Here is a 22,527-nt window from a genome sequence, read left to right as displayed (position 1 = left end):
CCCACGCGTTGGGCCGGATCTCGGAGACGGATTCGTCCTGGCCGTCCAATCCGGGAATCCGGACGCTGTCCTCGTTGTTGCCCTGCAACACCGCGTTCGATTCATCGGCGGATTGGTGGGAACCTGATGACGCACGGTACGTCCGGTGTCCTGGAGGAATGCCCTGGGCAGGACGCACGCAGCCCTGGCGTGCGTGTCGTGTCTCGGCCGACATATGGTGAGGCTACGGTTGCCCGAAGGGGTACCACTACAAGGAGGCCGGAGGGCTTGAGTCAAGGCCAGGAGACAGTCGACGAGCAGGGGGCGCGGTTCGAGCGCGACGCGCTGCCCTTTCTGGACCAGATGTACTCGGCGGCACTGCGGATGACCCGCAACCCCGCAGATGCCGAGGACCTGGTCCAAGAGACGTTCGCTAAAGCCTACGCGTCGTTCCACCAGTACACACCGGGGACGAACCTCAAGGCGTGGTTGTACCGCATCCTGACGAACACCTTCATCAACTCCTACCGGAAGAAGCAGCGGGAGCCACGTCAGGCGGGGACCGAGGAGGTTGAGGACTGGCAGCTCGCCCAGGCAGCCTCGCACTCCTCGAGTGGGCTGAAGTCGGCCGAGGCGGAGGCCCTGGAACACCTCCCCGACACCGATGTCAAGCGCGCTCTTCAGGAACTGCCACAGGACTTTCGGATCGCGGTGTACCTCGCGGATGTCGAGGGCTTCGCGTACAAGGAGGTCGCTGAGATCATGGACACGCCAATCGGCACCGTCATGTCGCGGCTGCATCGCGGGCGGCGCCAGCTTCGCACGATGCTGGAGTCCTACGCGCGGGACCGGGGCGTGGGGGCCGGTGGCGCCTCTCGGGATTCGTCGCATCAGCGAGGAGCCGTGTCATGAACTGTACCGATCCACATGACACGCCGTGCAGCACGGTGCTGGAACAGGTCTATGCCTACCTGGACGGGGAACTGGCGGAGATCAGCTGCACCGAGATTCGCGCCCATCTGGACGAGTGTGCCCCCTGCCTGCGCGAGTACGGGCTGGAGGAGGCGGTGAAGCGTCTGGTGGCGAAACACTGTGGGCACGATCCTGTGCCCGCGGACCTGCGGGCCAAGGTGATGAACCGGCTCGCTCAGGCCCGGGATGACGCCAACCAGCGCGAGCGCAGCACCTGACCGAGCCAGTCCCGAGGCACGTTAGGTCCCGCCGCGTCTCGCCGCATGTCTGTGCGGTGGCCGCGCTTGAGCGGCTACCGGGACGGGGCGTGGCCGGACCGTACGGTTCTGGTGTCCATCGCCGGAGTCGTTGTGGTCCGGGCCTTCGTCCGGTCCGGTCGTGGCACCCAGGAGCAGGAGCAGGGCGATAGCTGGATCCGGGCTGGGCTTCGGTTCCTGGTGACACGCCGTGACACGCCCGGGCCGTTCCAGAATCTCCAGTGACTGCACCGGTCTGCTATCAGATCGTAATCAACTACGCAGCGTGTTCATTAACGCGCTTTCTGTTGTATTTGTCGATCTGCTATGCCCCGATAATCTGGCGTTCGAGAATTTTGTATTGCTCTGGACTGACTGCGGAGAGTAGTCGTCGTTGGCTCCGAATTACCTTCGGAATTAGTTCGATCGAACCTCATGTCCCAGATGTCCGATGTGGGGGCACCACGTTTTGGATTGCAGCAATGAGCAGCATGAGGAGTGCAGTTAAACTGGCTGCCATATCGACCGTAAGTGGCAATTCGCACGCCGTGTCTGGGGGAGTGGCAGCGCGGTGTGGAGAGGGGGCGGATTCTGTGTTTGCACTATGGGGTAGGGCAACGGAACCGGTGGCGACGGCATGCGCGGGGCACGGAACAGGGTGGTCGTGGTGGTGAGTTCGGAACGTTAGGTCATCGGAGCTCCAATCCTCGGGGGGATCATGGAATGTCTGAGCTTCCGGTGTCCGCGCGGTTGTACATTGCCTCGGTGGCTGTGGTGGCGCTCGGGGCCATTGCGGCGGGGCCGCACGCCGAAATCGACGTGGCCGTTCTGGTGCTGTTGGCCGTACTGTTCGTGTTGGCGGAGTCCATCAGCACCATGGTGGACGGGGGAAGGGTTGGGATTTCGCCCAGTTCCTCGGTCTCGTTGGCAGCGGTTGTCCTCGTCGGTCCCGTCGGTGCCGCGATCGTGGGGATGTGTGCCGGTGCGCACATCCGGCGACAACAACTCGTCAAACGGGTGTTCAACGCGGCGCAGTTCGCCCTGGCCGGTTATGCCGCGGGACACGTGTTCCTGGCAACGGGGGGACAGACCGGGGTTCCGGGGACGGAGAGCTTCCCGTACATCCTGGTTCCGTTCGCGCTCGCGGTGGTCAGCCACACGCTGGTGAACGCACTGCTGCTGGCCGGGCTGATGTGGTGTCTCGGTGCGGTTGGCCCCTCGCCTCGGGCGGTTCGCTGGCGCCCACTAGCCCGGCTGGAACTGTCATCCTTCGGGTACGGGATGGTGGGGCTGTTCATCGCCGCGATCTGGGGGGTGGTCGGAGCCTTCGCCGTGGTACTCGTCCTGTTGCCACTGTTCATTGCACGTTGGGGCTTCCAACAGTATGTGGCCGAGCAGCAGGCCCACGACGCCACACTGGCTACCCTGGCCCAGGCGGTGGAGACCAAGGACTACTACACCCGGGGCCACTGCATGCGGGTGGCGCGTGCCGCCCGCATGATCGCGCAGGAGCTGGGGATGAGCGCCGAGCGGACCCAGAGCATCGGGTACGCGGGGATGCTGCACGATATCGGCAAGTTGGGGGTTCCAACCAAGGTGCTCCAGAAGGCGGGCCCCTTGACCGAGGAGGAGTTCGCGGCGATCCAGCTGCATCCCATGCGCGGATACGAGATCGTGCGTGAGATCGGTTTTCTGGACGAGACCCTGGACGGAATCCTGCACCATCACGAACGCATGGACGGTCGCGGATATCCGATGGGACTGGCCGGCACCGACATTCCGGAGTCCGCGCGCATCATCTCGACGGCGGACGTCTTCGACTGCATCACGTCGACCCGGGCGTATCGTCGTGCCCGGAGTGTGGAGGAGGCCATCGCCGAGCTGCGGCGGCACGCCGGCACCCAGTTCGATCCCCGGATGGTGGAGGCGCTCATCACCGCCGTGCAGCGGGAGGGGTGGTCAACGTCGGATCCGGTGGAGCCCTCCACCAGCGACGTCTTCGAGACCGCCGAGACCACGCAGCAGGACCACGACGATCCCGGTTTACCGATCGTGGGGGAGCGTGATGCATGAGGGGCGCCGACATCACTCCGCGGCCACGGCGTTCGGGACGGGAATGCGGGCTCAGCCGCAGCGGCCCCGCCACCTGGCTGGTGGTGGGTGGCGCGACGATCATTGCTGCGGCAGCCCTGCTGTGGACACTGCGTACGGGTTTCCAGCAGCCGCTGATCGCCTTGGTGTTCGGGGTGGTCATCGCCTGTGGGGAACTGTCCCGGATCACGCTGCCGGGCAATCGGGAGATCGCGCCGATCGCGACCGCTGGGGGAATCGGCTACACCTTCCTGACCGTGGTGGGTGGCCAGGCGGCCGAGCACAGCGTTCCCCAGGTCATAGCGGTAACCACGCTGGGGCTTGTTCTGGGGGAACTGCCCTATATCGCGATCTCCCGCCAGCCCCGATACGTGGACCTCGCACGCCGGTTGCTGCTTGTGGCCCTGTTGGCGGTGCTCTTCCGGCCGCTGGTGCCGTATCTCGGTGTCGATCCTCCCAACTGGTGGTTGACGCTGACCGCTATGGCCGTCCTCCTGGTCATCACGTGGACGCTGGATTTCATGGGCGCGGCCTGGGTGCGGGCCCAACGGCTGCGTACACGGTACGGTGCCGCGCTGGCCGACGAGTGGACCGCGCATAGCGTCATCGGGGTGGCCATCGGCAGCTCGGGCATCCTCATCGCGTTGGCGAGTAGCGTCATGGGGGTCACGGCGGTGCTCGTGTTCCTGATTCCGCTCCTCGTCACCCAGGTCGCCTTTCGCCGGTTCGCCGAGATCCGTCGCACCTACCTCCAGACCGTGCGCGCCCTGTCCCGGGTCACCGAGGTCGGGGGGTACGTCGATCACGGACATTCCCGCCGGGTGAGCCAGCTCGCCCGCAGTCTGGGGCGGGAACTCGGCTTGCGGGAGGGGCAGCTCCTGGAGCTGGAGTACGCCTCCCTCATGCACGACATCGGGCAGTTGTCGCTCCGGGATCCGGTGCCGCAGGGGGCGACGGTGTTCGCGCCCCCCGGTGAGCAACGACGCATCGCGGAACTGGGTTCGGCCGTGATCCGGGAGACCGGGGTCCTCGACGCTGTTGCGGAGCTGGTGCGGCGCCAGTGCGAGCCCCCGGAGGGCGTGGGGGATGGGCCGCCACCGCTCGGCAGCCGTATCATCAAGGTTGCCAACGCCTTCGACGACCTGTTGGGCCAGGAACCGGACGCGTCCCGGGTGGATGCCGTGGTCGACCGGATTCGCATGGACTCTGGAAGTGAGTACGACCCCCGTGTCGTGGCGGCGCTGGCGCGGCTGCGGGAGCAGGAGCGACTATAGCTGCTGGTAACCTCACGGTGCTGCGGTACACGTGTCGAGAGGGGTTGTGCGGTGGCCGAAATTCGGGCGGAGCTGGTGGCCAACGTCTGGAAGGTCACCGCGAGCTCCGGGGCGACCCTGCGGGCGGGGGAGCCGGTGCTCATTCTGGAGTCGATGAAGATGGAGATCCCGGTGTTGACCGAGGATCCGGGCATTGTGCGCAGCATCCGTGTGGCCGAGGGAGATGTGGTGCAGGAAGGCGAACTGTTGGCGGTAGTCGAGTGAGCGCCGGGACAGAGTTGCCCGTCGGGTTGGTGGGCACCGTGACGGCTGATGTCACCCATGCGGACACCGCGCGGGCGCTGGGGAGCGGGGATGTCCTGGTCCTGGGAACACCGCGGGTGCTGTCGTTGGTCGAGGCCGCCACGGTGGCCGCCGTGTCCGAACGGCTTCCGGAGGAACGCACCTCGGTGGGAACCGATGTGGCCCTGGCGCATACGGCTCCCAGCCCGGTGGGTGCACGCGTCGTGGCGACCGCGGAGCTGACCGAGGTGTCGGGACGGCATCTCACCTTCACCGTGGAGCTGTCCCAGGACGGAAGCCGGGTGGCCCACGGAACCGTGCAGCGGGCGGTGGTGTCGCGGCAGCGCTTCGAGGGCGCCTGAGTCCGGGAGCACATTTCACGCCCGCCGGCACACAGCCCCGGGGAAGAGTCCCAGACACCAGAATGCGGCATTGCTCGCGCTGGCTCCGACCGGAACGGTTGCCCCGTCACCCGACCGGCGACCGTGGGCCGGCGACCGGCCCCCCGGGGGGCTCGGGTTGTATCCCCCGGGAGGTCGCCGGCCGTGGCTGACCTAGACGCCCATGGTCTTGCGAGGGTATGCGTTCTCCGGGTCGGTGGCGATATTGACCAGATAGGGAATTCCCGCCGCGAAGGCCCGATTGAGTGCCGGACCGATCTCCTCGGGGCGGGTGACAAGCTCGCCACCGCCGCCGAGGGCGGTGACGACCTGGTCGTACCTGGTCTGTGGGGCGAGGTCGGCGACGACGTCATAGCCGTAGAGGGCGCGCATCGGGTGCTTTTCCAACCCCCAGGCGTCGTTGTTTCCGCACACCATCACGACGGGCAGGCGATGCCGGATGAGGGTGTCCACGTCCATCAGCGAGAAGCCGGCGGCGCCGTCCCCCATCAGTACGACCACCTGGGAGCTGGGATGGGTGAGTCGGGCCGCCATGGCGTAGCCCATTCCGGTGCCCAGGCATCCGTAGGGGCCCGGGTCGAGCCAGTGTCCCGGCAGGTCGGGTTCGAGGTACTTGCCGGCGTAGGAGACGAAGTCGCCGCCGTCGCCGATGACCACCGCGTCGGAGTCGAGGACGGAGCGAAGTTCCCCGTAGATCCGCGCTGGATGGATCGGTGTGGTCTCCGCGGTGAGCAGGGCCGCGTCGCGTTCCATAGCCTCCGCGCCGGCGCTCCGCAGCAGTTCGCGCCACTCGGCGAGCTCGGCCCCCGGTTTGGCCGTGTTTCCGAGTTCCCGTAGTACCTCCTCGAGGCGTCCGGAGGCGGACCCGGCCAGGTCGAGGTGGGTGGCGATCTGGTCGGGGGCGTCGGTGATGTGGACGACGCGGGCGAGTGGCGCGCCGTCCGTTCCACCGAACAGTCCGTGGTTGAGTCGGAAGTCCAGCGGAGTTCCGACCACGATCACCAGGTCGGCCTGGCCGAGCGCCATCCCACGGGCGCGGGTGGCCAGGAGGGGGTGGGATCCGGGCAGGACCCCGCGCCCCTGGCCGTTGGTCACCACTGGTACACCGAGCTCCTCAGCGACTTCCCGCGCGGTGCTGGCCGCACCGTCGAGCCAGACGTCGGAGCCGAACACGAACACCGGGCGACGCGCCGCACTGAGTAGGCGTGCGACGGTGGCGACGTCTGTGGGGTCGGCGGATCGGTCGGTGTCGGGGGCGGGACTGGCCGGGGTGGCCTCCGCCTGGTCGTAGAGCGCGTCGAGAGGGACATCGACGAAGGTGGGGCCCCGATGGGCGGCGTTGGCGGTGGCGAAGGCCGTTTCCACGGTGGCCGCGATGTCCGCAGTGGTGCGTGCGGTGGTCGCGCTCTTGGTGATCGGGGCGACGAGTGGCGGATGGTCCAGCTCCTGGAGGAGTCCCTGACCCCACCGGGATTCCGGAGCCCGGCCGCCCAGGAGCACGAGGGGGGCGCCACCCTGGTACGCGTTGGCGAGGGCACTGACGCCGTTGGTGACCCCGGGGCCAGCGGTGAGCACGGCCCAGCCGGCGTGGCCGGTGAGTTTACCCATGGCCTCCGCGCCGAACACCGCCGTCTGTTCATGTCGCACGTCCAGTAGCCGCAGCTGTGGATCCGCTTCCACCGCGCCGTCGTACACCGGGAAGACATGTCCCCCGGAGAGGGTGAACATTGTTTCCACGCCGTGCCGACGGGCGGCGGCGACGGCGTGTGTTCCACCGTGGCCCGACACGGGAGAAGGACTCGCGGGTTCGGTCATAGGTGTCGGCTCCGATTCACTACCTACTGGTAAGTAACTCCAGGAAGTCTAGTGAGCCAGATCACCAGGCACAAGGCGGCCGCGAACCCGGGCAGTGTCAACCGGGCCGGGTCGCACGGCAATCCGGCCTGTTCCTATTCCTTGGGCGGCCGCAGCCGGGTGACGAAGCGGTAACGGTCACCGCGATAGAGTGCCCGAACCCACTCCACTGGTGCTCCTGCGGAGTCGAAACTGTGCTGACAGTGCAGGACTAGGGGCAGGCCAACATCCACGCCAAGTATCTGGGCTTCGGTCGGGGTCGCCAGAACCGTCTCGATCGTCGCCTCAGCCTCGGCGAGTCGGACGTCATACGCAGCGGCGAGGGCCTCGTACAGCGAGGAGTAACGGTCCAGCTGGCGACGTAGCCCGGGAAAGCGGCGGGCCGCGAGGTGTGCGGTCTCCACCGCCATGGGTTCGCCGTTCGCCATGCGCAACCGTTCGATCCGCAGCACCCGCCCGCCCGGTCGGATCGACAGCAGTTCGGCGAGCCGCTCGTCGGCGTTGATGTAGCTGACATCCAGGATGCGTGTGGCCGGATGGAGTCCGTGCAGCCGCATCTGCTGGGTATAGCTGGCCAGCTGGAGGAACTGGGCGACCTTGGGCTTGGCCACGAAGGTTCCTTTGCCCTGGATTCGCAGTAGGCGCCCTTCCACCACCATCTCGGTCAGCGCCTGACGTACCGTTGTTCGTGAGGTGCCGAACCGCTGTGCCAGGGCACGTTCCGGAGGAACCGGGTTCCCCGCGGTCATGCTGTCGATAAGCTCCAGGAGCTGTCGTTTGACCTGGTAGTACTTGGGAATTCGGGGGCTGTCCTCAGCCGACCGCTGACCCGCCACGTTGTCTGTCCTCCGCCACTGCCCGCCTGGTCCTGTCATCCGGCTCCCGTGTGGGATCCCGGGGTCCCCGTTCACGGCACCCATCTTGTCGACGTTAACCGCAACCGGAACGAGGCTGGTCCCATGAGTATGCCTGGCGGCGTGGGAGGATTCTGGAGTGCCTCACCTGAGTGACCTGATTCGGCGCTACACGGCCCTGCGTACTGCCGACCTGGAGTGGCTGCACGCCCTGGTGTCGGACTGGCAACTGCTGGCCGATCTGTCGTTCGCGGACCTGGTGCTTTGGGTTCGCCTGCGGGATGACAGCGGCTGGGTGGGGGTCGCGCAGATGCGTCCCACCACCGGCCCCACCGCCTACCACGACGATCTGGTGGAGACCGTGTTGCGGAGTCCAGCGGCCACCGATTCCAGCTCGCCCGCCCCCGACGCCACGTCTTCGGGGGGTTCGGCAGCGGATTCCGGCCCCTCGGCTCGTCATGCCCTGCTGGACCGTGCCTGGTTCGGTGGTCGGATCTGCCGGGAGGGCGATCCCGACTGGACCGGTGGAGTTCCCGTACGCGAGGAAATGATTCCGGTCCGCCGCTCCGGGGCCCTGATCGCGGTGATTCAACGCAGCACAAATTTGAGTTCGGCCCGAACACCCAGCCGGCTCGAGCTCACCTACTTGCAGAGCGCGAGCGATCTGGCCCAGATGATCGCCGAAGGAGAGTTTCCGTTCAGTGACCAGGGGCCACTGATGGTGCGCTCGCCCCGGGTCGGTGACGGGCTGCTGCGGCTCGACCAGGACGGGCGGGTGGTCTACGCGAGTCCGAACGCGCTCTCGGCCTACCGCAGGCTCGGCCTGACCGCCGATCTGGTGGGGACGGAGCTCGTCCGGACAACGCTGGCCCTGGCGTCGGCGTCCGATGCCCGAGACGAGTCGCTCAGCTGGACGGTGAGCGGGCGGGTGCCGCGGGAAGCCGAGGTGGAGGCCCGCGGCTCCGTGGTCCAGTTGCGGTCGATTCCCCTGGTCATCGGGGGACGACGTGTCGGCGCCCTGGTCATGGTGCGTGACGTCACCGAGCTGCGCCGCCGCGAGCGGGAGCTGATGACCAAGGATGCCACCATTCGCGAGATTCATCATCGGGTCAAGAACAACCTACAGACGGTTGCTGCGCTCCTGCGCTTGCAGTCGCGCCGCATGGAAGGGGAGGAGGGCCGGGAGGCCCTGGACGAGGCCGTGCGGCGGGTGGGGTCGATTGCGATCGTGCACGAGACGCTGTCCCACACTCCGGACGAAGTGGTCGACTTCGACGACGTGGCCGACCGGGTGATCCAGATGGCCGCCGAGGTTTCGGTGACCGAGACACCGGTCCAGCCACGGCGTGAGGGCGAGTTCGGAATGCTGCCCGCGATCGTCGCGACACCACTGTCCATGGTGCTGGCCGAACTCGTCCAGAACGCGGTCGAGCACGGACTCAACCAAGGGCAGGGCAGGATCCGGGTGCGGGCCCGCCGGGTCGACCCCCAGCCGGGGAAGGACCAGGACACCGAGGGCCGGCTTCTCCTCGAGGTCAGTGACGATGGTGGCGGGGTTCCTGCCGACTTCGATGCCGGAAGCACGAGCAGTCTGGGGCTACAGATCGTGCGTACTCTGATCGTGGGTGAACTCGGAGGGGAGCTCGAGTTCACCCGGCCTTCCGAAGGCGGAACCAGCGTGCGCATGGAGGTGCCCATTCTGCGACAGGCCCCCACCACCGAGTGAAGCCACGCGTGCGAGAACGTTCAGACCGCGGAAGGCTGCCTACGGACGCGGCGCCGCCGCAACATGCGCCGCTCCTCCTCGCTGGTGCCTCCCCACACTCCGCTGTCCTGCCCCGACTCCAGGGCCCACTCCAAGCAGGCCGTCGCTACCGGGCAGCGACGGCACACCTGCCGGGCCTCTTCGATCTGGGTGAGCGCCGGCCCGGAATTGCCGATGGGGAAGAAGAGCTCGGGGTCCTCGTCACGGCAGGCGGCGTGGTAGCGCCAGTCCATGCGTTCCACTCCTGACTGTGTGGTCCGACGTTCGTTTGTGAAGTGATTCACGAGTTTCGGCGCATGCTCGGGGCCACTACCCTGTGGTCCCCACATGCGCCGCTGTCTCGGGATCCTCGCGGCACTGCGGCCTCAACGCGCCTAAGCCGCACAAGCGCAGTCTCGCCAGCTCGTTCGCGCCGCGGTTAACGTGCCCGTAGCTTGCGGTAACACTTGCGACCCTCTCAGGAATGATCTGGGTACGCAAGAGGTCAATCTTGGATCCGAACTTTCTTGACTGTAGGATGCATCACAGTGGGATTTGAGCAAAAGCGTGCATTCGCAGTTACTCCACGATTTGTAATGCATTTGGAATCGCGGTGAAATGTGCGTATTGCCGTTCCCCGAGATACTCTCCGTCGATCTGGAGGGGGTGCCCGGGGGTGGCACGCAGGGTGATTTCCGCCTCATCGTGCCAGCTCACATAGCCGCGACCTCGATCGGACAGGCCGCTCGGGCGGACCATCTGGCCGACCAGCCACAGAGCCGTCGCCGGGTCCAGCCGCGTCGTCGCGAATGCGTCCAAGCCGAGGTCGAACCGCGCCCGCGGTGTCGGCTGGATCGGAACGGCGCCTGCGTAGGTCCAGGGCGTGGTATTCGTCACCAGGGCCAGTTGCAGATTCTCAAGCGGGGGATGGCCGGGAATCTCCAGGCTCACCGCGGGTGCGCGCAGTGTCCGCTCGGCGAGGAATACGCGCACCGCGGCGGCCGCGTACCGTGCGGGTGAGGCCCGGGCGCCAGAACGGCGTTGTTTCTCCACGGCCCGAATCACGCTGGCATCCCAACCCAGGCCGGCGCAGAACAGGAAATGACGCAGAGTGATCCCGTCGTCCAGCCGACCCACGCCGATGGTGCGGGGGGAATTCCGACGCAGGGACTCCAGGATCGCGCCGCTGGCTTCGATCGGATCGGCGGGTAGCCCGAGGGAGCGAACGAAGACATTGGCGCTGCCCCCCGGAAGCGCGGCCAGGAGCGGACGCTGACCCGCGGGAGTCTCCAGGATCCCGTTTGCGGCCTCGTTGACGGTGCCGTCCCCACCCAGGCACACGACGACGTCGTCGCCGGCCTGGCTTGCCGCTCGGGCCAGCTCGGTGGCGTGCCCGCGGTGCGCGGTGTGGGTAACGCGCAGCTCCAGTTCGCTGGCGAACGCACGCACGATGACGTCTCGCGCCCGCGTTGTCGTCGAGGTGGCCCGTGGGTTGACGATGAAGAGTCCGCGCACACCGGCAGTGTACGCAACCGGATCGTGGCCGGTCACCGAGCGCCGCGGGCGGGTAGAGTGCCTGGTGTGGTGTTTCGCCGTCCGCTCACACTCGTATTCGCCGCCGCTGTGGAGGCCCTCTACGGAGTCGCACTCGCGGGGGCGGGCCTGTTCTGGCTGGTCCTCACCACCCTGGGACACGCCGAGGATCTCATGGCCGCGTTCGGGGTGGCCCTCTTCGCCGTCGGCACTGGTGTTGTGCTCTGCCTGGCAGCTTGGGGATTGTTCACCCGCCGGAACTGGGCGCGCACACCGGTGGTTCTCACCCAGCTGTTCGCGCTCGGAATCGCCTGGTACCAACTGACCGCGGAGCCCTACACACTCGGCGCCGCGTTGGGGCTGCTCTCGGCCGTCACCCTGGGCTGCGTACTGGCCCCCGCCACGACCACGGCGCTGTTCCCGGAAGAACATGGCGGCAGCACCGCCGAGGAGGGATCTGCGGACGGGTCGCGGCCCCGGTCGTCGCCACCTCGAGGCCCTCGCTCCGGAGACTGACCCGTCCGGAGCCGCTGTACCTGGCCCGGCGAGCCAGGACCCAGCTGCCTCGTTCCGGCCCGCTGCGACGGTGTGCGGTCCAGGCCCGCCCTATTCCTCGGTGGTGAGAGCCTGGCGGAGCTGTGCCAGGGTTCGTGCCAGCAGCCGCGAGACGTGCATCTGGGAGATCCCCAGTTCGGCGGCGATCTGCGACTGGGTCATGTTCCCGAAGAAGCGCAGTAGCAGGATGCGCTTCTCTCGGGGCGGCAGCCCCTCCAGGAGGGGTTTCAGCGACTCCCGGTACTCCACTCCCTCCAGCGAGTCGTCCACGATCCCCAGCGAGTCCGCGACGGCCGGGGCGTCATCATCCCCGGAGTCGGGGGCGTCCAGGGACACGGTCGAGTAGGCGTTCGCGGACTCCAGCCCCTCGAGGACGTCCTCCTCCGACATGTTGAGATGGTCGGCGAGTTCGTGCACCGTGGGCGCGCGACCCTCCCGTTGGGACAGGTCACTCACGGCTTTCGTCAGAGACAGTTTGAGTTCCTGGAGCCGTCGTGGAACCCGGACCGCCCATCCCTTGTCGCGGAAGTGTCGCTTGATCTCACCGACGATAGTGGGGGTTGCGTAGGTGGAGAACTCGACCCCTCGGTCCAGATCGAACCGATCGATCGACTTGATCAGCCCGATCGTGGCCACCTGAGTGAGATCGTCGAGCCACTCCCCCCGATTGCGGAAGCGCCGCGCCAGATATTCCACGAGTGGCAGGTGTAGCTCCACCAACTCGTCGCGGATCTGCTGACGTTCGGGCGCGTCCTCATCCAACTCGCCCAGCCGTTCGAACAGCTCCCGCGCGCGGGCCCGGTCAGGAACGCCATGCGTCGCCTTCGCGGTCAGCGTGAGCCCCCTCTCGCTCATACCGACTCCGTAGAGCCGCGGCGCTTATGGAGGACGATGACCACCCGGTCATCCACGCCCGTGTGTGTGTCCACATCGCCGGCGAGCGCGGACAACACGGTCCACGCGAAGGTGTCCTGTGCGGGAAGCCGCCCATCGGCCGTGAGAACCGAGACCGCTACGCGCATCCCGTCCCCGGTCAGCTCGAACTCGGTAGTCAGATCCGTTCCGGGCAGCGCCTGCGCCAGGAGCATCGCGCAGGCCTCGTCCACCCCGATCCGCAGATCCTCGATCTCGTCGAGTGTGAAGTCCAGGCGCGCCGCGAGCCCGGCGGTAGCCGTACGGAGGACGGACAGGTAAGCACTGTCGGCCGGCATCCGGACGGTCACCGCATCCCGTACCCCGGTGGGCACAGCGATTTCCTCAGTCACGTCCCTCCTCTACTGGAAGCGAGTTCGTCGCTTGGGAGCAATCTATCTTGTTTGACCCCAGTTGCGGGGACGTCGAGGAAGGCGTGTATGCGTCGAGGCCGGTGACCTGCGTGGTGCCGCCGCACACGGGACCGGTCCGTCTCTAGAGCACCTTGGAGAGGAAGCTGCGGGTGCGTTCGTGCTGCGGGTTTCCCAGGACCTCGCGGGGCGCCCCGGACTCGACCACCACACCCTCGTCCATGAAGACGAAGCTGTCCGCGACCTCGCGGGCGAAGCCGACCTCGTGCGTGACCACGATCATCGTCATGCCCTCGCTGGCCAGATCCCGCATCACATCGAGGACGTCCCCGACCAGTTCCGGGTCGAGGGCACTGGTCGGCTCGTCGAACAGCATCAGTGCGGGGTTCATTGCCAAGGCCCGGGCGATGGCGACGCGCTGCTGTTGCCCGCCCGAGAGCTGGCGCGGGTAGGCCCGCGCCTTGTTGGCGAGTCCGACCCGATCCAAGAGCTCCAGGGCGTGCTGCTGAATCTGGGAGCGGGTGCCGCCCCGCCGACCTCGGGCCTGGAGTGGCGCCTCCACCACATTGCCCAACACCGACATGTGCGGGAACAGATTGAAGTTCTGGAACACCATCCCGATGTTGCGCCGCTGTGCCGCCACCTCACGGTCGTGGAGCTCGTACAGCTTTCCGCCTTTCTGGCGGTAGCCCATCAACTGACCGTCGACCCACAGCCGGCCGGCATTGATCTTCTCCAGATGGTTCACACAGCGCAGGAACGTGGACTTTCCCGAACCGGAGGGGCCCATGACACACATGACCTCGCCCCGGCGCACCCGCAGGTCGATTCCCTGGAGGACCGGGAGTCGACCGAAGCGCTTGTACACGCGTTCGGCCACAACCATGTTTTCGGAGCTGGGGGTGGCTTCGGGATGCCCGTGCGCTACTGGCATTGCTGGTAGGTGCCTCGTGCTTCTAGTTGGTAGGAACTGTGGTGCCGCGTTCCCCCTGGTGGAACGAACGTTCGAGGAAGTACTGGCCAATCATGAACAGGCTCGTGATGGCGAGATACCACAGGCAGGCCGCCACCAACATCGGAAACAGGTTGAAGGTACGTGCACCGATGTTGTTCAGCTGGAAGAACAGCTCCGTCGTCACGGGCACGTAGGCCACGAGCGCGGTGTCCTTGAGCATGGCCACGGTCTCGTTTCCGGTCGGCGGAATGATGACCCGTAGCGCCTGTGGCAGGGTGATCCGGCGCAGGATCGTCGACCGGCGCAGGCCCAGAGCCTGGGCGGCCTCGGTCTGTCCCCGGTCCACGGACTGGAGCCCAGCCCGAACGATCTCCGCCATGTAGGCCCCCTCGGACAGGGCCAGGGCCAGCAGCCCCGCCGTGAACCCGCGGAGGTAGGTGCGGGTCTCGATTCCGAAGATCCGGGCCTCGCCCTCCAGGCCGAGGAGCGGCATCCAGTAGTGGTCGAACGGGATGCCGAACTCGATGGTTCCGTACAGGATCGCGATATTGCCGAACAGGACCGCGAGTACCAGCCGGGGTACCGCACGGAACACCCAGGTGTACAGCCAGGCCAGTGTTGCCAGTACCGGGTTTCCGGACAGGCGCATCACGGCGGCCAGGATCCCCAGCACGATGCCGATGAGCATCGCGAGCACCGTCAGCAGGAGGGTGGTGCGGACCCCGATGAGCACGGGTTCGGTGAACATGTTGTCGAACATGAAGTCCCACTGGAATGCGGGATTCGTCAGCAACATGTGTACGAACTGCGCGGCCAGGACCATGCAGACCAGGGCAGCGAGCCAGCGGCCGGGGTGTCGGACCGGGATGGCCCGGATCTCCTCGGGAGGTGGCCCGTCGGCGGTGCCGACAGTGCCGCCAGCGTCGGTGATGCCGCCGGCACTGTCGGCACCACCGGAGTCCGTTCTGGGTGGCTGGTTGCCGGCGGCGTGTACGCCGCCGGCGTTGTCCGCGGAGGAGGATGTCACGTCCGAGGACCCTACCTACTCGTCGAGGTCGGGATTGACCTGCGGCTCTGTGATTGCTCCCTCAGTGACGTCCCACTCGTCGAGAACCTCGTCGTAGACGCCGTCCTCGATGATGGCCTCGTAGCCGGCACGGATGGCCTCGGCGAGCTCGTCCTGGTCCTCGTGGACCACGGCCCCATACGGCGCCGCCTCGTACTGCTCACCGAGGGTTTCCAACTGGCCGTCGGTCAGCTCCACGGCGTAGGCCACCACGGGCATGTCCGCCAGGCCCGCGTGGTTCACTCCGGAGACCACGGTCTCGTTGGCGTTCTCCTGGCTGGGGAACTCCTCGATGGAGATCTCCTCCTCGCCGGCCTCCACACACTCCTCGCTGCGGGCCTCGAGGTCCTCTACCTGGACGGTGGCGGTCTCCACGGCGATGTTCAGCCCGCAGGCGTTGTCGGGGTCGACGTCGTCCGGGTTCCCGGAGCGGGTGAACCACTGGGTGCCCACGGTGAAGTAGCTCACCATGTTCACCTGTTCGAGGCGGTCCTCGTTGATGGTGAAGGAGGAGACGCCCGCGTCGTACTCACCGGAGTCCACACCGATGATGATGTTGTCGAAGGGAGCGTTTTCCCACCGCACGTCCAGATCGAGCTTGTCCGCCACCGCATCGAACAGGTCCACGTTGAATCCGACGATCGTCTCCTGGTCGTCGTCCAGGAACTCCCCCGGGGGATATTCGGCGTTCACCCCGACCACGAACTCCTCGGCCTCGCGGAACTCGTCGGGAACCATCGCGGCAAGCTCCTCGTCGGCCTCGACTTCGGGAGCCTCAGGTTCCTCGGCGTCCTCACCGTTGCCACACCCGGCCGCCACCAGCATCGATGCCAGTGCGGTCGCTCCTATCACCGTGGTGCGGCGATGGGAGCGGCGAGTGGGACTGCCTGCCATGTCGGCCTCCTCGTCGTTCTGCATCATTGTGCGTGTCTCGCTGGGGTCTGCATCGTAGTGCGTGGTTCCACGGTGCGCCGCCCCACCACGGGCCGGCCGCAGGCGTGGGGTATCCCGGACTCGTCCTTATCGTGACCGATCCGGAGTGTTGCCTCGGTTACCTTTGTGAGATGATTGGATAACGGGCCAACCCCCGAAGTGATCAGCAGCGCCGAGTTTCACCGAAGAACCGCGGAGCCGACCCTCACTGGCCGCGGCCATGGCCAGAGCCGAGGGAGCCGTCCGGGTGTGGGACCACCACGGGTCACCCTTCCCGAGACGGCGGAGTGGGCACAACCACGAGCACGCTCCGCACGCGCTGCGTCCGAGGCGTGTGGCCGGCATGAGAGGAACCGACCCCCGCGTGACAGCGCGATCCGGTTCCGGGAGCCACCGGACGCACGAGAAGTCGTCTTCGTCCGAGTTCGGACGGGGACCCTAGCGTCGACGGGAATTCGCGTGACTACGCAAGCTGAGCAGACAAACCGTAACTCCGATCCCGCGTTCACCCTGCACGAGGGCGGAAAGCTCGAGGTGCGTTCCGCCGTTGAGGTGACCAGCCACGCCGACCTGGCGCTGGCCTACACTCCCGGCGTCGCCCGGGTGTGCAGCGCCATCGCTGAGGAGGGGGAGCTGGTCAATGACTACACCTGGAAGAACAACGTCGTCGCCGTCGTCACGGACGGCACCGCGGTTCTGGGCTTGGGCAACATCGGCCCGGAGGCGTCCCTGCCGGTGATGGAGGGCAAGTCTCTGCTTTTCCGGGAGTTCGGTGGGCTCGACTCGGTTCCGGTGGCACTCACCTGTAGCGACGTGGACGAGTTCGTGGAGACCGTGGCGCGGATGGCGCCCAGTTTCGGCGGGATCAACCTGGAGGACATCGCCGCCCCACGCTGCTTCGAGATCGAACGGCGACTGCGGGATCGGTTGGAGATTCCGGTGTTCCACGACGATCAGCACGGCACCGCCATCGTCGTCCTCGCCGCTCTCCAGAACGCGGCCCGGTTCACGGGTCGCAGCCTCGGCGACCTGCGCGCCGTCGTCTCCGGAGCCGGGGCCTCGGGGCTGGCCGTCTCCCGGATCCTGCTCAACGCCGGGATCGGGGACCTCGCGGTCGCCGACAGCAAGGGGCTCATCTACGCGGGACGGGAGGGGCTCACCCCCGAGAAGGCGGCGATCGCGGCCGACAGCAACCGGGCTGGGCTGCGCGGATCCATCGAGGGAGCCCTGAACGGGGCGGACGTCTTCATCGGACTGTCCTCGGGTGAGGTTCCGGAGGAGGTTGTGGCCACGATGGCACCCCAGGCCATCATCTGCGCCATGGCCAACCCCAACCCGGAGGTGCACCCGGACATCGCCCAGACCTACGCGAGTGTGGTGGCCACCGGCCGCAGTGACTTCCCCAACCAGATCAACAACGTGCTGGCCTTCCCCGGTATCTTCCGGGGCGCGTTGGATGTGCGCGCCAGTGACATCACCGAGGGCATGAAACTGGCCGCGGCCGATGCCCTCGCCGGACTGGTGGGCGAGGATCTCGCCGCGGACTACATCATCCCCAGCGCGTTCGACACCCGCGTTGTCCCGGCGATCGCCGAGGCCGTGCGCGTCCAGGCCCGCGCGGAGGGTGTGGCCCGCGGATAGTCGGGTTGCCCCAAATACCGGGGGGACGAGCCGGGGACGGACACGCCCGGTTCCGGTTGTCGGGCCGGCACTGCCGGCACTGCCGGGGCCGCAGCCGGGTGCGGCGGAGTCTGCCGCTGCGTTTCCGCCCCACTGCCATCGCGTTGGCACCACGGCACTCACCCGGGCCACGGCCCGGGTGAGTGCACCGTGCTGTCGGGGCCTCTCGGCTCAGCTACACGTCACCGGGTCACACGTCCCCGTGCACGACACCCGAGAGGAAGTCGGACCATTCCGTGTTCGAGAACTGGAGGACGACGTCCTGCGGACGTCGAGAATCCCGTACCGCGACCGCCGTTGCGGTGGGTGCCACCTCGACGCACTGTCCCCCTCCGGTGCTGCTGTAGGAACTGGTCCGCCACGGCAGGTCCTGCGATGTGCTCTGATACGCGGTCATCCCGCGCCCCCTTCCCTGTTTTCTCCTCCGTGCGCTGGCCGGATGCGTTGTTCCACCCCGGCCAGGAACTCCCGTGTTGCCACGGGGTGCAATGCGGCCGTACGCAGGTGTTCGAAGGCCACCGTGTAGTGCCGCACTTCGTGCGCCCGTTCTATGTAGAGGCTGCTGGTCAGATTCTCCAGGTGAACGAGCTTCGGTGCGTGGATATCCGACTCGGTGAACTCGAGGATGTCGAAGGAACCGTTCAGGCCGGAGTGCACGCCGCAGCTGAAGGGGAGAAGCTGGAGCGTGATGTGCGGCTTTCGACTCATCTCGATGAGGTGGTGCAGTTGGTCAGCCAGGACGGTCCCCGTGCATGGGGTGCGCTGGACAACCGCTTCGTCGAGGACCACCCAGACCTGTGGCGGGTGTTCCCGGGCGAGGAGTTCCTGTCTGCGGATCCGGAGTTCGGCGCGCCGGCTGACCTCGTCGGGGTCGACCGGCAGTGGGTGAGCCTGCATCAGTTCCCGTGCGTAGGACTCCGTCTGGAGTAGACCGGGCACGATCTGGGCCTGGTAGAAGCGGAGGGTGCTGGCTTCTGGTTCGAGACCGAGGTAAACCTCGAAGTGTTCGGGCAGCACGTCGCCGTACACGTGCCACCAACCGCGACGGCGGGACTCGCGGGCCAGTGTGACCAGGCTCTCCCGCAGGGTCTCGTCCGTGACCCCGTACAGGTCCAGGAGATCCCGAACGTCATCGGAGTTGGAGGCGACCTGGCCACGTTCGATCCGAGACAGTTTGCTTCCGGACCAGCGCATCCGTGCCGCAGCCTCCTCACCGGTCAGGGCTGCGGCTTCCCGGAGTCGTCGGAGTTCCACTCCGAGACGGCGTCGCCGGACGGTCGGGTTGTAACCCGCACTCACGTGAGCCTCCTTGACTGAGGGGGAGAGGCTGGGGCGCGCTACCGAGACTAGGGTGGCGAAAGTTGTCCCGAAGTTATCTCGTGTCAACCCGAAGCGGCAATGCGCTGTTCAGGAACGGCACGGATATGGCGCAATGTCACTCCAGGGGTGCCCGTGCCGGGTTTCGCCGGTCTGCGTAGTACCCGCAGTGTGCCCCCCTGCGCGGCCGCCCGTGAGCCCCCTGTGAGCGAGGCCACGGGCGATGGTTAGAGTCTGGGCCATGTTCGCTATCACTGCATCCGGAATCGATCCCGAGGACCCACTGGCCGGGCTCGCCGCTTCGGACCGCCCCGAACCGACCGTTCCCGACGGCTGGACCACGGTCACGGTTCGGGCCGCGTCCCTGAACCAACATGACCTGTGGAGCCTGCGCGGGGTGGGACTGCGCTCCGAACAGCTGCCTATGGTGCTGGGCTGCGATGCCGCCGGTGTCGACGAGGATGGCAATGCCGTCATCGTGCATTCGGTGATTCCGGGGTCCGAGACGGTGGGTCAGGACGAGACCCTGGATCCGAAACGGTCACTGCTGTCCGAGGTGTACGACGGGACCTTCGCCGAACGGGTCGCCGTTCCCCGACGGAACCTGGTTCCCAAGCCGGAAGGGCTCTCTTTCGAAGAGGCCGCGTGCCTGCCGACCGCCTGGCTCACCGCGTACCGCATGCTGTTCGAGCTGGCTCAGGCACAGCCGGGAGCGCCGGTGCTTGTGCAGGGAGCCGGGGGAGGCGTCGCAAGCGCCCTGATCCAGTTGGGCGGCGCCGCGGGCTACCGTGTGTACGCCACGAGCCGGGAGGAGCACAAGCGTGCCCGCGCGCTGGAGCTGGGGGCGTACCAGGTCCTCGAATCCGGGGAGCGACTTCCGGAACGGGTCGACGTCGTCTTCGATTCGGTGGGTCAGGCGACCTGGGCACATTCCCTGCGTTCCCTGCGTCAGGGGGGACGCATCGTCACCTGCGGTGCGACCAGCGGCGATGCCCCGTCGGCCGAGTTGCGTCGGGTGTTCTTCCTCCAACTGTCGATCGTCGGCTGCACGATGGGTCGGCGGGAACAGCTGGAGAATCTCGCCTGGATGTGCACCCGCGCCGGAATCCGGCCCGAAATCGACCGGGTGCTTCCGCTCAGCGAGGCCAGCGCCGGATTCGCTGCGATGGAACGCGGCGAATTGATGGGCAAGGTCGTCTTCACCGTCTGAGGTGTCCCAGGCCGCTCGACGGCCCGGGCAACGCGGGGCGTGCGGGGCGGGCCGTCGAGCCGCACTGGCATCGTCAGGGTCTGCCCTGCTGGGCACCGACCGCCCCGCGCGGTGCCCAGCAGGCTCCGTCCCCGTACGGCGGTCAGGTGCCGGGCTGCGCGCTATCGCTGCGGCCGTGGCCATCCTCCTTCGCCTCCGCGGGCGGATCCTGTGGGTCGGGGGTGGCGGCCGTGTCTGCCGCCGTGCTGGTCGCGTCCCCGGCGTCGGCAGAGCCAGGGTCTGGTTCGGAATCGGTGCCGGCCCTGGCGTCCGTACTGGTTCCGGGGGATGTCGGACCCCAGTGTGCGAGGTCGCGTCGCAGTACCGCGATGGTCTCGTCCAGCATCTGGCGCAGGTTGGTGGTCGCGGTCCCACTGAGCTGGCCCGCGTCCCGCACCGCCTCCCGAATCTGGTTGGTGAACTCCCGCAGGGTACGTTCCAGGTCCCGAACCTGCTGGGAGTCGGTGTTCCCCCAGGAGACGAAGCTGTGACGCAGACGTTCCCACTCCCGGTGCCACCACGTGTCGTCGTGGGCCGACCCGTCGTTGCCCTCGCGGCTGGCACGGCTCCAGACGTCCTCGGCGTCGTCGCCGCTGTCGGGGCCGGTGGCGGCGCCGCGGTCCGCCCCCGCCCCGGCCTCCTGGGGACGGTGGGGGTCGTGGGTTCCGGCGTCGCGGGTGCGGTCGCGCTCCTGGCGCCGTGCGTCACCCGCCACGGATTTGAGTTCCTCGCGCAGGGTGCCGATCGTGTCCCGTACATCGCGCTGCACCGCCCGAGCGATGTCGCGGACCGAGTCGGTGAGGTCGCGTTCCAGGTCGTCCAGGTCCGCTGACCGCCGGTTCAGCTCGGCGCGTCCGGCCTCCGTCAACCGGTAGACCTTGCGCCCGTCCACCTCTTCGTGTGTGACCAGCCCTTCCTCTTCGAGGCGAGCCAGGCGCGGATAGATCGTGCCTGGTGACGGGGAGTACACACCCAGGAAGCGATCCCGCAGGAGGCTGATGATCTCGTAGCCGTGCCGGGGGTTCTCCTCCAGCAGCTTGAGTAGGTACAGGCGGAGACGGCCGTGTCCGAAAATGGTGCTCACTGTCCATTCCTCCCCTCGGGGATCGCGGCGGGCGCCTCGGGGTCACGGCGCAGCAGGGACAGAGCTCCGGACACGGTGGTACCCGTGATGTGCGCGGGATCGATTCCGTTGCCCACCTTGCCCCTGAGCTTGCTGAGGCCGCGTTGGTCCTGTCGGTCCAGACCGAAGGCGGAGTCCAGCGTTCCGGTCGCGCTGCGCAACTCCACACTGGCGGAGGTCTCCGCGGGGATGCGCAGGGCCACGTCACCGGAGACCGTGGCCAGGCGGACACGGCCGGCCCCGGAGACGTCGACGTCGGCGAGTAGCTGCCCGGCGCCGGTCTTGGCGGACAGGTCCGAGAGTTGACCTCCCGCGACGGCCAGCCCGCCGTTGGCGCTGGTGAAGTGCAGGCTGCCCGTGACGTCGCGAACGTCCAGGGCTCCGGAGAAGGTGCTGACCTCGATCTCCCCGCCCACGTCATCCAGGGTGAGGTCCCCCGAGGCGCTGCGCAGGGTGGTCTTTCCGGAGAGGCCGGCCGCGACGACCGAGGCGGAGGCGGTGGTGACCTCGACCGGGCAGTCTTTGGGGATCCGGAGGTTCACGGTGGCGCGACGTTGGGACACGTGCCGATACCCGGACAGGCGGGAGGGGCGCAGGCGTTCCATGAAGCCGTCCCGGGTCAGGTCCTCGTACGTGATGGTCAGAATCCCGGCTTCCTGGGTCGCCAGGATCGGTTCGCCGACGATGTCGGAGACCTCGAAGGTCACCGGGTCGTCAGTGGGCAGTATGTTGACGTGTCCGCCGACGATGCGCACGCGTAGCGCGACGATTCCGTCGAGGGTGCGTACCGTTGGTTGGTCGATGGTCCAGCGCGCCATCACAATCCCTTCGGTTTCCGGCTCCTGCGACATACGATATATCGCAAATCTCGAGAGTCAAGATATGTCGCGTCTGACGTCGGAGTGGTCGTGACCATGCAACGGCCCCTGTCCGCGCGCGGACAGGGGCCTCGACCCGGATGGCCGTTACTCGTCGTCGGGGTCGTCGTTACGGGCCAGCCAGGTGGCCAGCCGTTCCATGGCCGTCTCGAACTCGGGATTGAGGTCGGTGAAGTCCCGGAGCCGATCGGCAACCCAGGCCAGGGTCACCTCCTCGTCTCCGCGACGGTCGGTGAGCTCCTCGATACCACGATCGGTGTGGTACATC

Annotated in this window: 25 protein-coding genes; 11 read left to right on the top strand and 14 right to left on the bottom strand. The window is 67.2% G+C overall.

The genetic code is table 11. From position 1 onward, the window contains the following. Positions 1 to 267 precede the first annotated feature (267 nt). The 7 genes from RIF23_RS17390 to RIF23_RS17360 all read left to right on the top strand — a co-directional run bounded on the left by RIF23_RS17390 (position 268) and on the right by RIF23_RS17360 (position 5,196). A complete protein-coding gene (locus RIF23_RS17390; protein WP_310913617.1) occupies positions 268 to 891 on the top strand; it encodes a sigma-70 family RNA polymerase sigma factor in 624 nt (207 codons plus the stop codon). Continuing rightward, positions 888 to 1,169 carry a mycothiol system anti-sigma-R factor gene (gene rsrA, locus RIF23_RS17385; protein ID WP_310913616.1) on the top strand — a complete coding sequence of 94 codons (282 nt, stop codon included), beginning with the start codon at positions 888 to 890 and terminating at the stop codon, positions 1,167 to 1,169. Before RIF23_RS17390 ends, rsrA begins: the two co-directional genes overlap by 4 nt. A 66-nt stretch (positions 1,170 to 1,235) precedes the next feature. Further along, the gene (locus tag RIF23_RS17380) at positions 1,236 to 1,433 is read left to right on the top strand and encodes a hypothetical protein (protein WP_310913615.1); all 198 of its coding nucleotides are present in this window, start codon (positions 1,236 to 1,238) and stop codon (positions 1,431 to 1,433) included. Between the two features lie 477 nt (positions 1,434 to 1,910). Beyond that, complete coding sequence (locus RIF23_RS17375; RefSeq protein WP_310913614.1) at positions 1,911 to 3,260, top strand: HD-GYP domain-containing protein; 1,350 nt, start codon at positions 1,911 to 1,913, stop codon at positions 3,258 to 3,260. Further along, entirely contained in the window at positions 3,257 to 4,552 is a 1,296-nt protein-coding gene (locus RIF23_RS17370) for an HD-GYP domain-containing protein (protein WP_310913613.1), read from the top strand. Before RIF23_RS17375 ends, RIF23_RS17370 begins: the two co-directional genes overlap by 4 nt. Positions 4,553 to 4,603: 51 nt before the next feature. Beyond that, complete coding sequence (locus RIF23_RS17365) at positions 4,604 to 4,816, top strand: biotin/lipoyl-binding carrier protein (RefSeq protein WP_310913612.1); 213 nt, start codon at positions 4,604 to 4,606, stop codon at positions 4,814 to 4,816. 38 nt (positions 4,817 to 4,854) lie between these two features. Next, positions 4,855 to 5,196: a thioesterase family protein gene (locus tag RIF23_RS17360; protein WP_310913611.1), complete on the top strand. Its 342-nt coding sequence runs from the start codon at positions 4,855 to 4,857 to the stop codon at positions 5,194 to 5,196. A gap of 192 nt (positions 5,197 to 5,388) precedes the next feature. Here the strand turns inward: RIF23_RS17360 and RIF23_RS17355 are convergent, their stop codons facing one another. Both RIF23_RS17355 and RIF23_RS17350 read right to left on the bottom strand, forming a co-directional pair. Beyond that, positions 5,389 to 7,050, bottom strand: a complete 1,662-nt coding sequence (locus RIF23_RS17355) for an acetolactate synthase (protein WP_310913610.1) — start codon at positions 7,048 to 7,050, stop codon at positions 5,389 to 5,391. A gap of 134 nt (positions 7,051 to 7,184) precedes the next feature. Then, entirely contained in the window at positions 7,185 to 7,838 is a 654-nt protein-coding gene (locus RIF23_RS17350) for a GntR family transcriptional regulator (protein ID WP_407659502.1), read from the bottom strand. A 244-nt stretch (positions 7,839 to 8,082) separates the two neighbouring features. Here RIF23_RS17350 and RIF23_RS17345 point away from each other — a divergent pair, with 244 nt between their 5' ends. Further along, the gene (locus tag RIF23_RS17345; RefSeq protein WP_310913609.1) at positions 8,083 to 9,669 is read left to right on the top strand and encodes a sensor histidine kinase; all 1,587 of its coding nucleotides are present in this window, start codon (positions 8,083 to 8,085) and stop codon (positions 9,667 to 9,669) included. A gap of 20 nt (positions 9,670 to 9,689) precedes the next feature. Here RIF23_RS17345 and RIF23_RS17340 read toward each other — a convergent pair whose 3' ends face one another. Then, on the bottom strand, positions 9,690 to 9,941 hold the full coding sequence (locus RIF23_RS17340) for a WhiB family transcriptional regulator (protein ID WP_310913608.1): 252 nt from the start codon (positions 9,939 to 9,941) through the stop codon (positions 9,690 to 9,692). 325 nt (positions 9,942 to 10,266) lie between these two features. Beyond that, positions 10,267 to 11,202: a diacylglycerol/lipid kinase family protein gene (locus RIF23_RS17335; RefSeq protein ID WP_310913658.1), complete on the bottom strand. Its 936-nt coding sequence runs from the start codon at positions 11,200 to 11,202 to the stop codon at positions 10,267 to 10,269. A 69-nt stretch (positions 11,203 to 11,271) separates the two neighbouring features. Between RIF23_RS17335 and RIF23_RS17330 the strand changes: the two genes are divergently transcribed. After that, positions 11,272 to 11,736, top strand: coding sequence for a hypothetical protein (locus RIF23_RS17330; RefSeq protein WP_310913607.1), 465 nt, complete (start codon positions 11,272 to 11,274; stop codon positions 11,734 to 11,736). A 90-nt stretch (positions 11,737 to 11,826) separates the two neighbouring features. On the opposite strand, the gene RIF23_RS17325 is transcribed toward RIF23_RS17330, so the two are convergent. The 5 genes from RIF23_RS17325 to RIF23_RS17305 all read right to left on the bottom strand — a co-directional run bounded on the left by RIF23_RS17325 (position 11,827) and on the right by RIF23_RS17305 (position 15,973). Next, the gene (locus RIF23_RS17325; RefSeq protein ID WP_310913657.1) at positions 11,827 to 12,558 is read right to left on the bottom strand and encodes an RNA polymerase sigma factor SigF; all 732 of its coding nucleotides are present in this window, start codon (positions 12,556 to 12,558) and stop codon (positions 11,827 to 11,829) included. Positions 12,559 to 12,626: 68 nt separating this feature from the next. Beyond that, a complete protein-coding gene (locus RIF23_RS17320) occupies positions 12,627 to 13,040 on the bottom strand; it encodes an ATP-binding protein (RefSeq protein ID WP_310913606.1) in 414 nt (137 codons plus the stop codon). 142 nt (positions 13,041 to 13,182) lie between these two features. After that, positions 13,183 to 13,992, bottom strand: a complete 810-nt coding sequence (locus RIF23_RS17315) for an amino acid ABC transporter ATP-binding protein (protein WP_310913605.1) — start codon at positions 13,990 to 13,992, stop codon at positions 13,183 to 13,185. A 22-nt stretch (positions 13,993 to 14,014) separates the two neighbouring features. Continuing rightward, positions 14,015 to 14,944, bottom strand: a complete 930-nt coding sequence (locus RIF23_RS17310) for an amino acid ABC transporter permease (RefSeq protein ID WP_310913656.1) — start codon at positions 14,942 to 14,944, stop codon at positions 14,015 to 14,017. Between the two features lie 111 nt (positions 14,945 to 15,055). Next, a complete protein-coding gene (locus RIF23_RS17305) occupies positions 15,056 to 15,973 on the bottom strand; it encodes an ABC transporter substrate-binding protein (protein ID WP_310913604.1) in 918 nt (305 codons plus the stop codon). A gap of 498 nt (positions 15,974 to 16,471) precedes the next feature. Here RIF23_RS17305 and RIF23_RS17300 point away from each other — a divergent pair, with 498 nt between their 5' ends. Continuing rightward, positions 16,472 to 17,653 (top strand): NAD(P)-dependent malic enzyme, encoded by a 1,182-nt coding sequence (locus RIF23_RS17300; protein WP_407659497.1) that lies wholly within the window; start codon positions 16,472 to 16,474, stop codon positions 17,651 to 17,653. A gap of 229 nt (positions 17,654 to 17,882) precedes the next feature. Here the strand turns inward: RIF23_RS17300 and RIF23_RS17295 are convergent, their stop codons facing one another. Then, a complete protein-coding gene (locus RIF23_RS17295) occupies positions 17,883 to 18,089 on the bottom strand; it encodes a DUF397 domain-containing protein (protein WP_310913603.1) in 207 nt (68 codons plus the stop codon). Further along, positions 18,086 to 18,991: a helix-turn-helix domain-containing protein gene (locus RIF23_RS17290; RefSeq protein WP_310913602.1), complete on the bottom strand. Its 906-nt coding sequence runs from the start codon at positions 18,989 to 18,991 to the stop codon at positions 18,086 to 18,088. The genes RIF23_RS17295 and RIF23_RS17290 overlap by 4 nt, the downstream gene beginning before the upstream one ends. 259 nt (positions 18,992 to 19,250) lie before the next feature. On the opposite strand from RIF23_RS17290, the gene RIF23_RS17285 reads away from it, so the two are divergent. Continuing rightward, on the top strand, positions 19,251 to 20,219 hold the full coding sequence (locus tag RIF23_RS17285; protein WP_310913601.1) for a zinc-binding dehydrogenase: 969 nt from the start codon (positions 19,251 to 19,253) through the stop codon (positions 20,217 to 20,219). Between the two features lie 142 nt (positions 20,220 to 20,361). On the opposite strand, the gene RIF23_RS17280 is transcribed toward RIF23_RS17285, so the two are convergent. The 3 genes from RIF23_RS17280 to RIF23_RS17270 all read right to left on the bottom strand — a co-directional run bounded on the left by RIF23_RS17280 (position 20,362) and on the right by RIF23_RS17270 (position 22,526). Beyond that, entirely contained in the window at positions 20,362 to 21,342 is a 981-nt protein-coding gene (locus tag RIF23_RS17280) for a PadR family transcriptional regulator (RefSeq protein WP_310913600.1), read from the bottom strand. Further along, positions 21,339 to 22,199, bottom strand: a complete 861-nt coding sequence (locus tag RIF23_RS17275) for a DUF4097 family beta strand repeat-containing protein (RefSeq protein ID WP_310913599.1) — start codon at positions 22,197 to 22,199, stop codon at positions 21,339 to 21,341. The genes RIF23_RS17280 and RIF23_RS17275 overlap by 4 nt, the downstream gene beginning before the upstream one ends. Before the next feature lie 147 nt (positions 22,200 to 22,346). Then, the gene (locus tag RIF23_RS17270) at positions 22,347 to 22,526 is read right to left on the bottom strand and encodes a DUF6104 family protein (protein WP_310913598.1); all 180 of its coding nucleotides are present in this window, start codon (positions 22,524 to 22,526) and stop codon (positions 22,347 to 22,349) included. Position 22,527 lies beyond the last annotated feature (1 nt).

This window comes from Lipingzhangella rawalii, from assembly GCF_031628175.1.
In the GTDB taxonomy this organism is placed as follows: domain Bacteria; phylum Actinomycetota; class Actinomycetes; order Streptosporangiales; family Streptosporangiaceae; genus Lipingzhangella_A; species Lipingzhangella_A rawalii.
The sequence above is the reverse complement of the archived record's forward strand: the minus strand, read 5'-3'. Positions and strand labels throughout refer to the sequence as shown.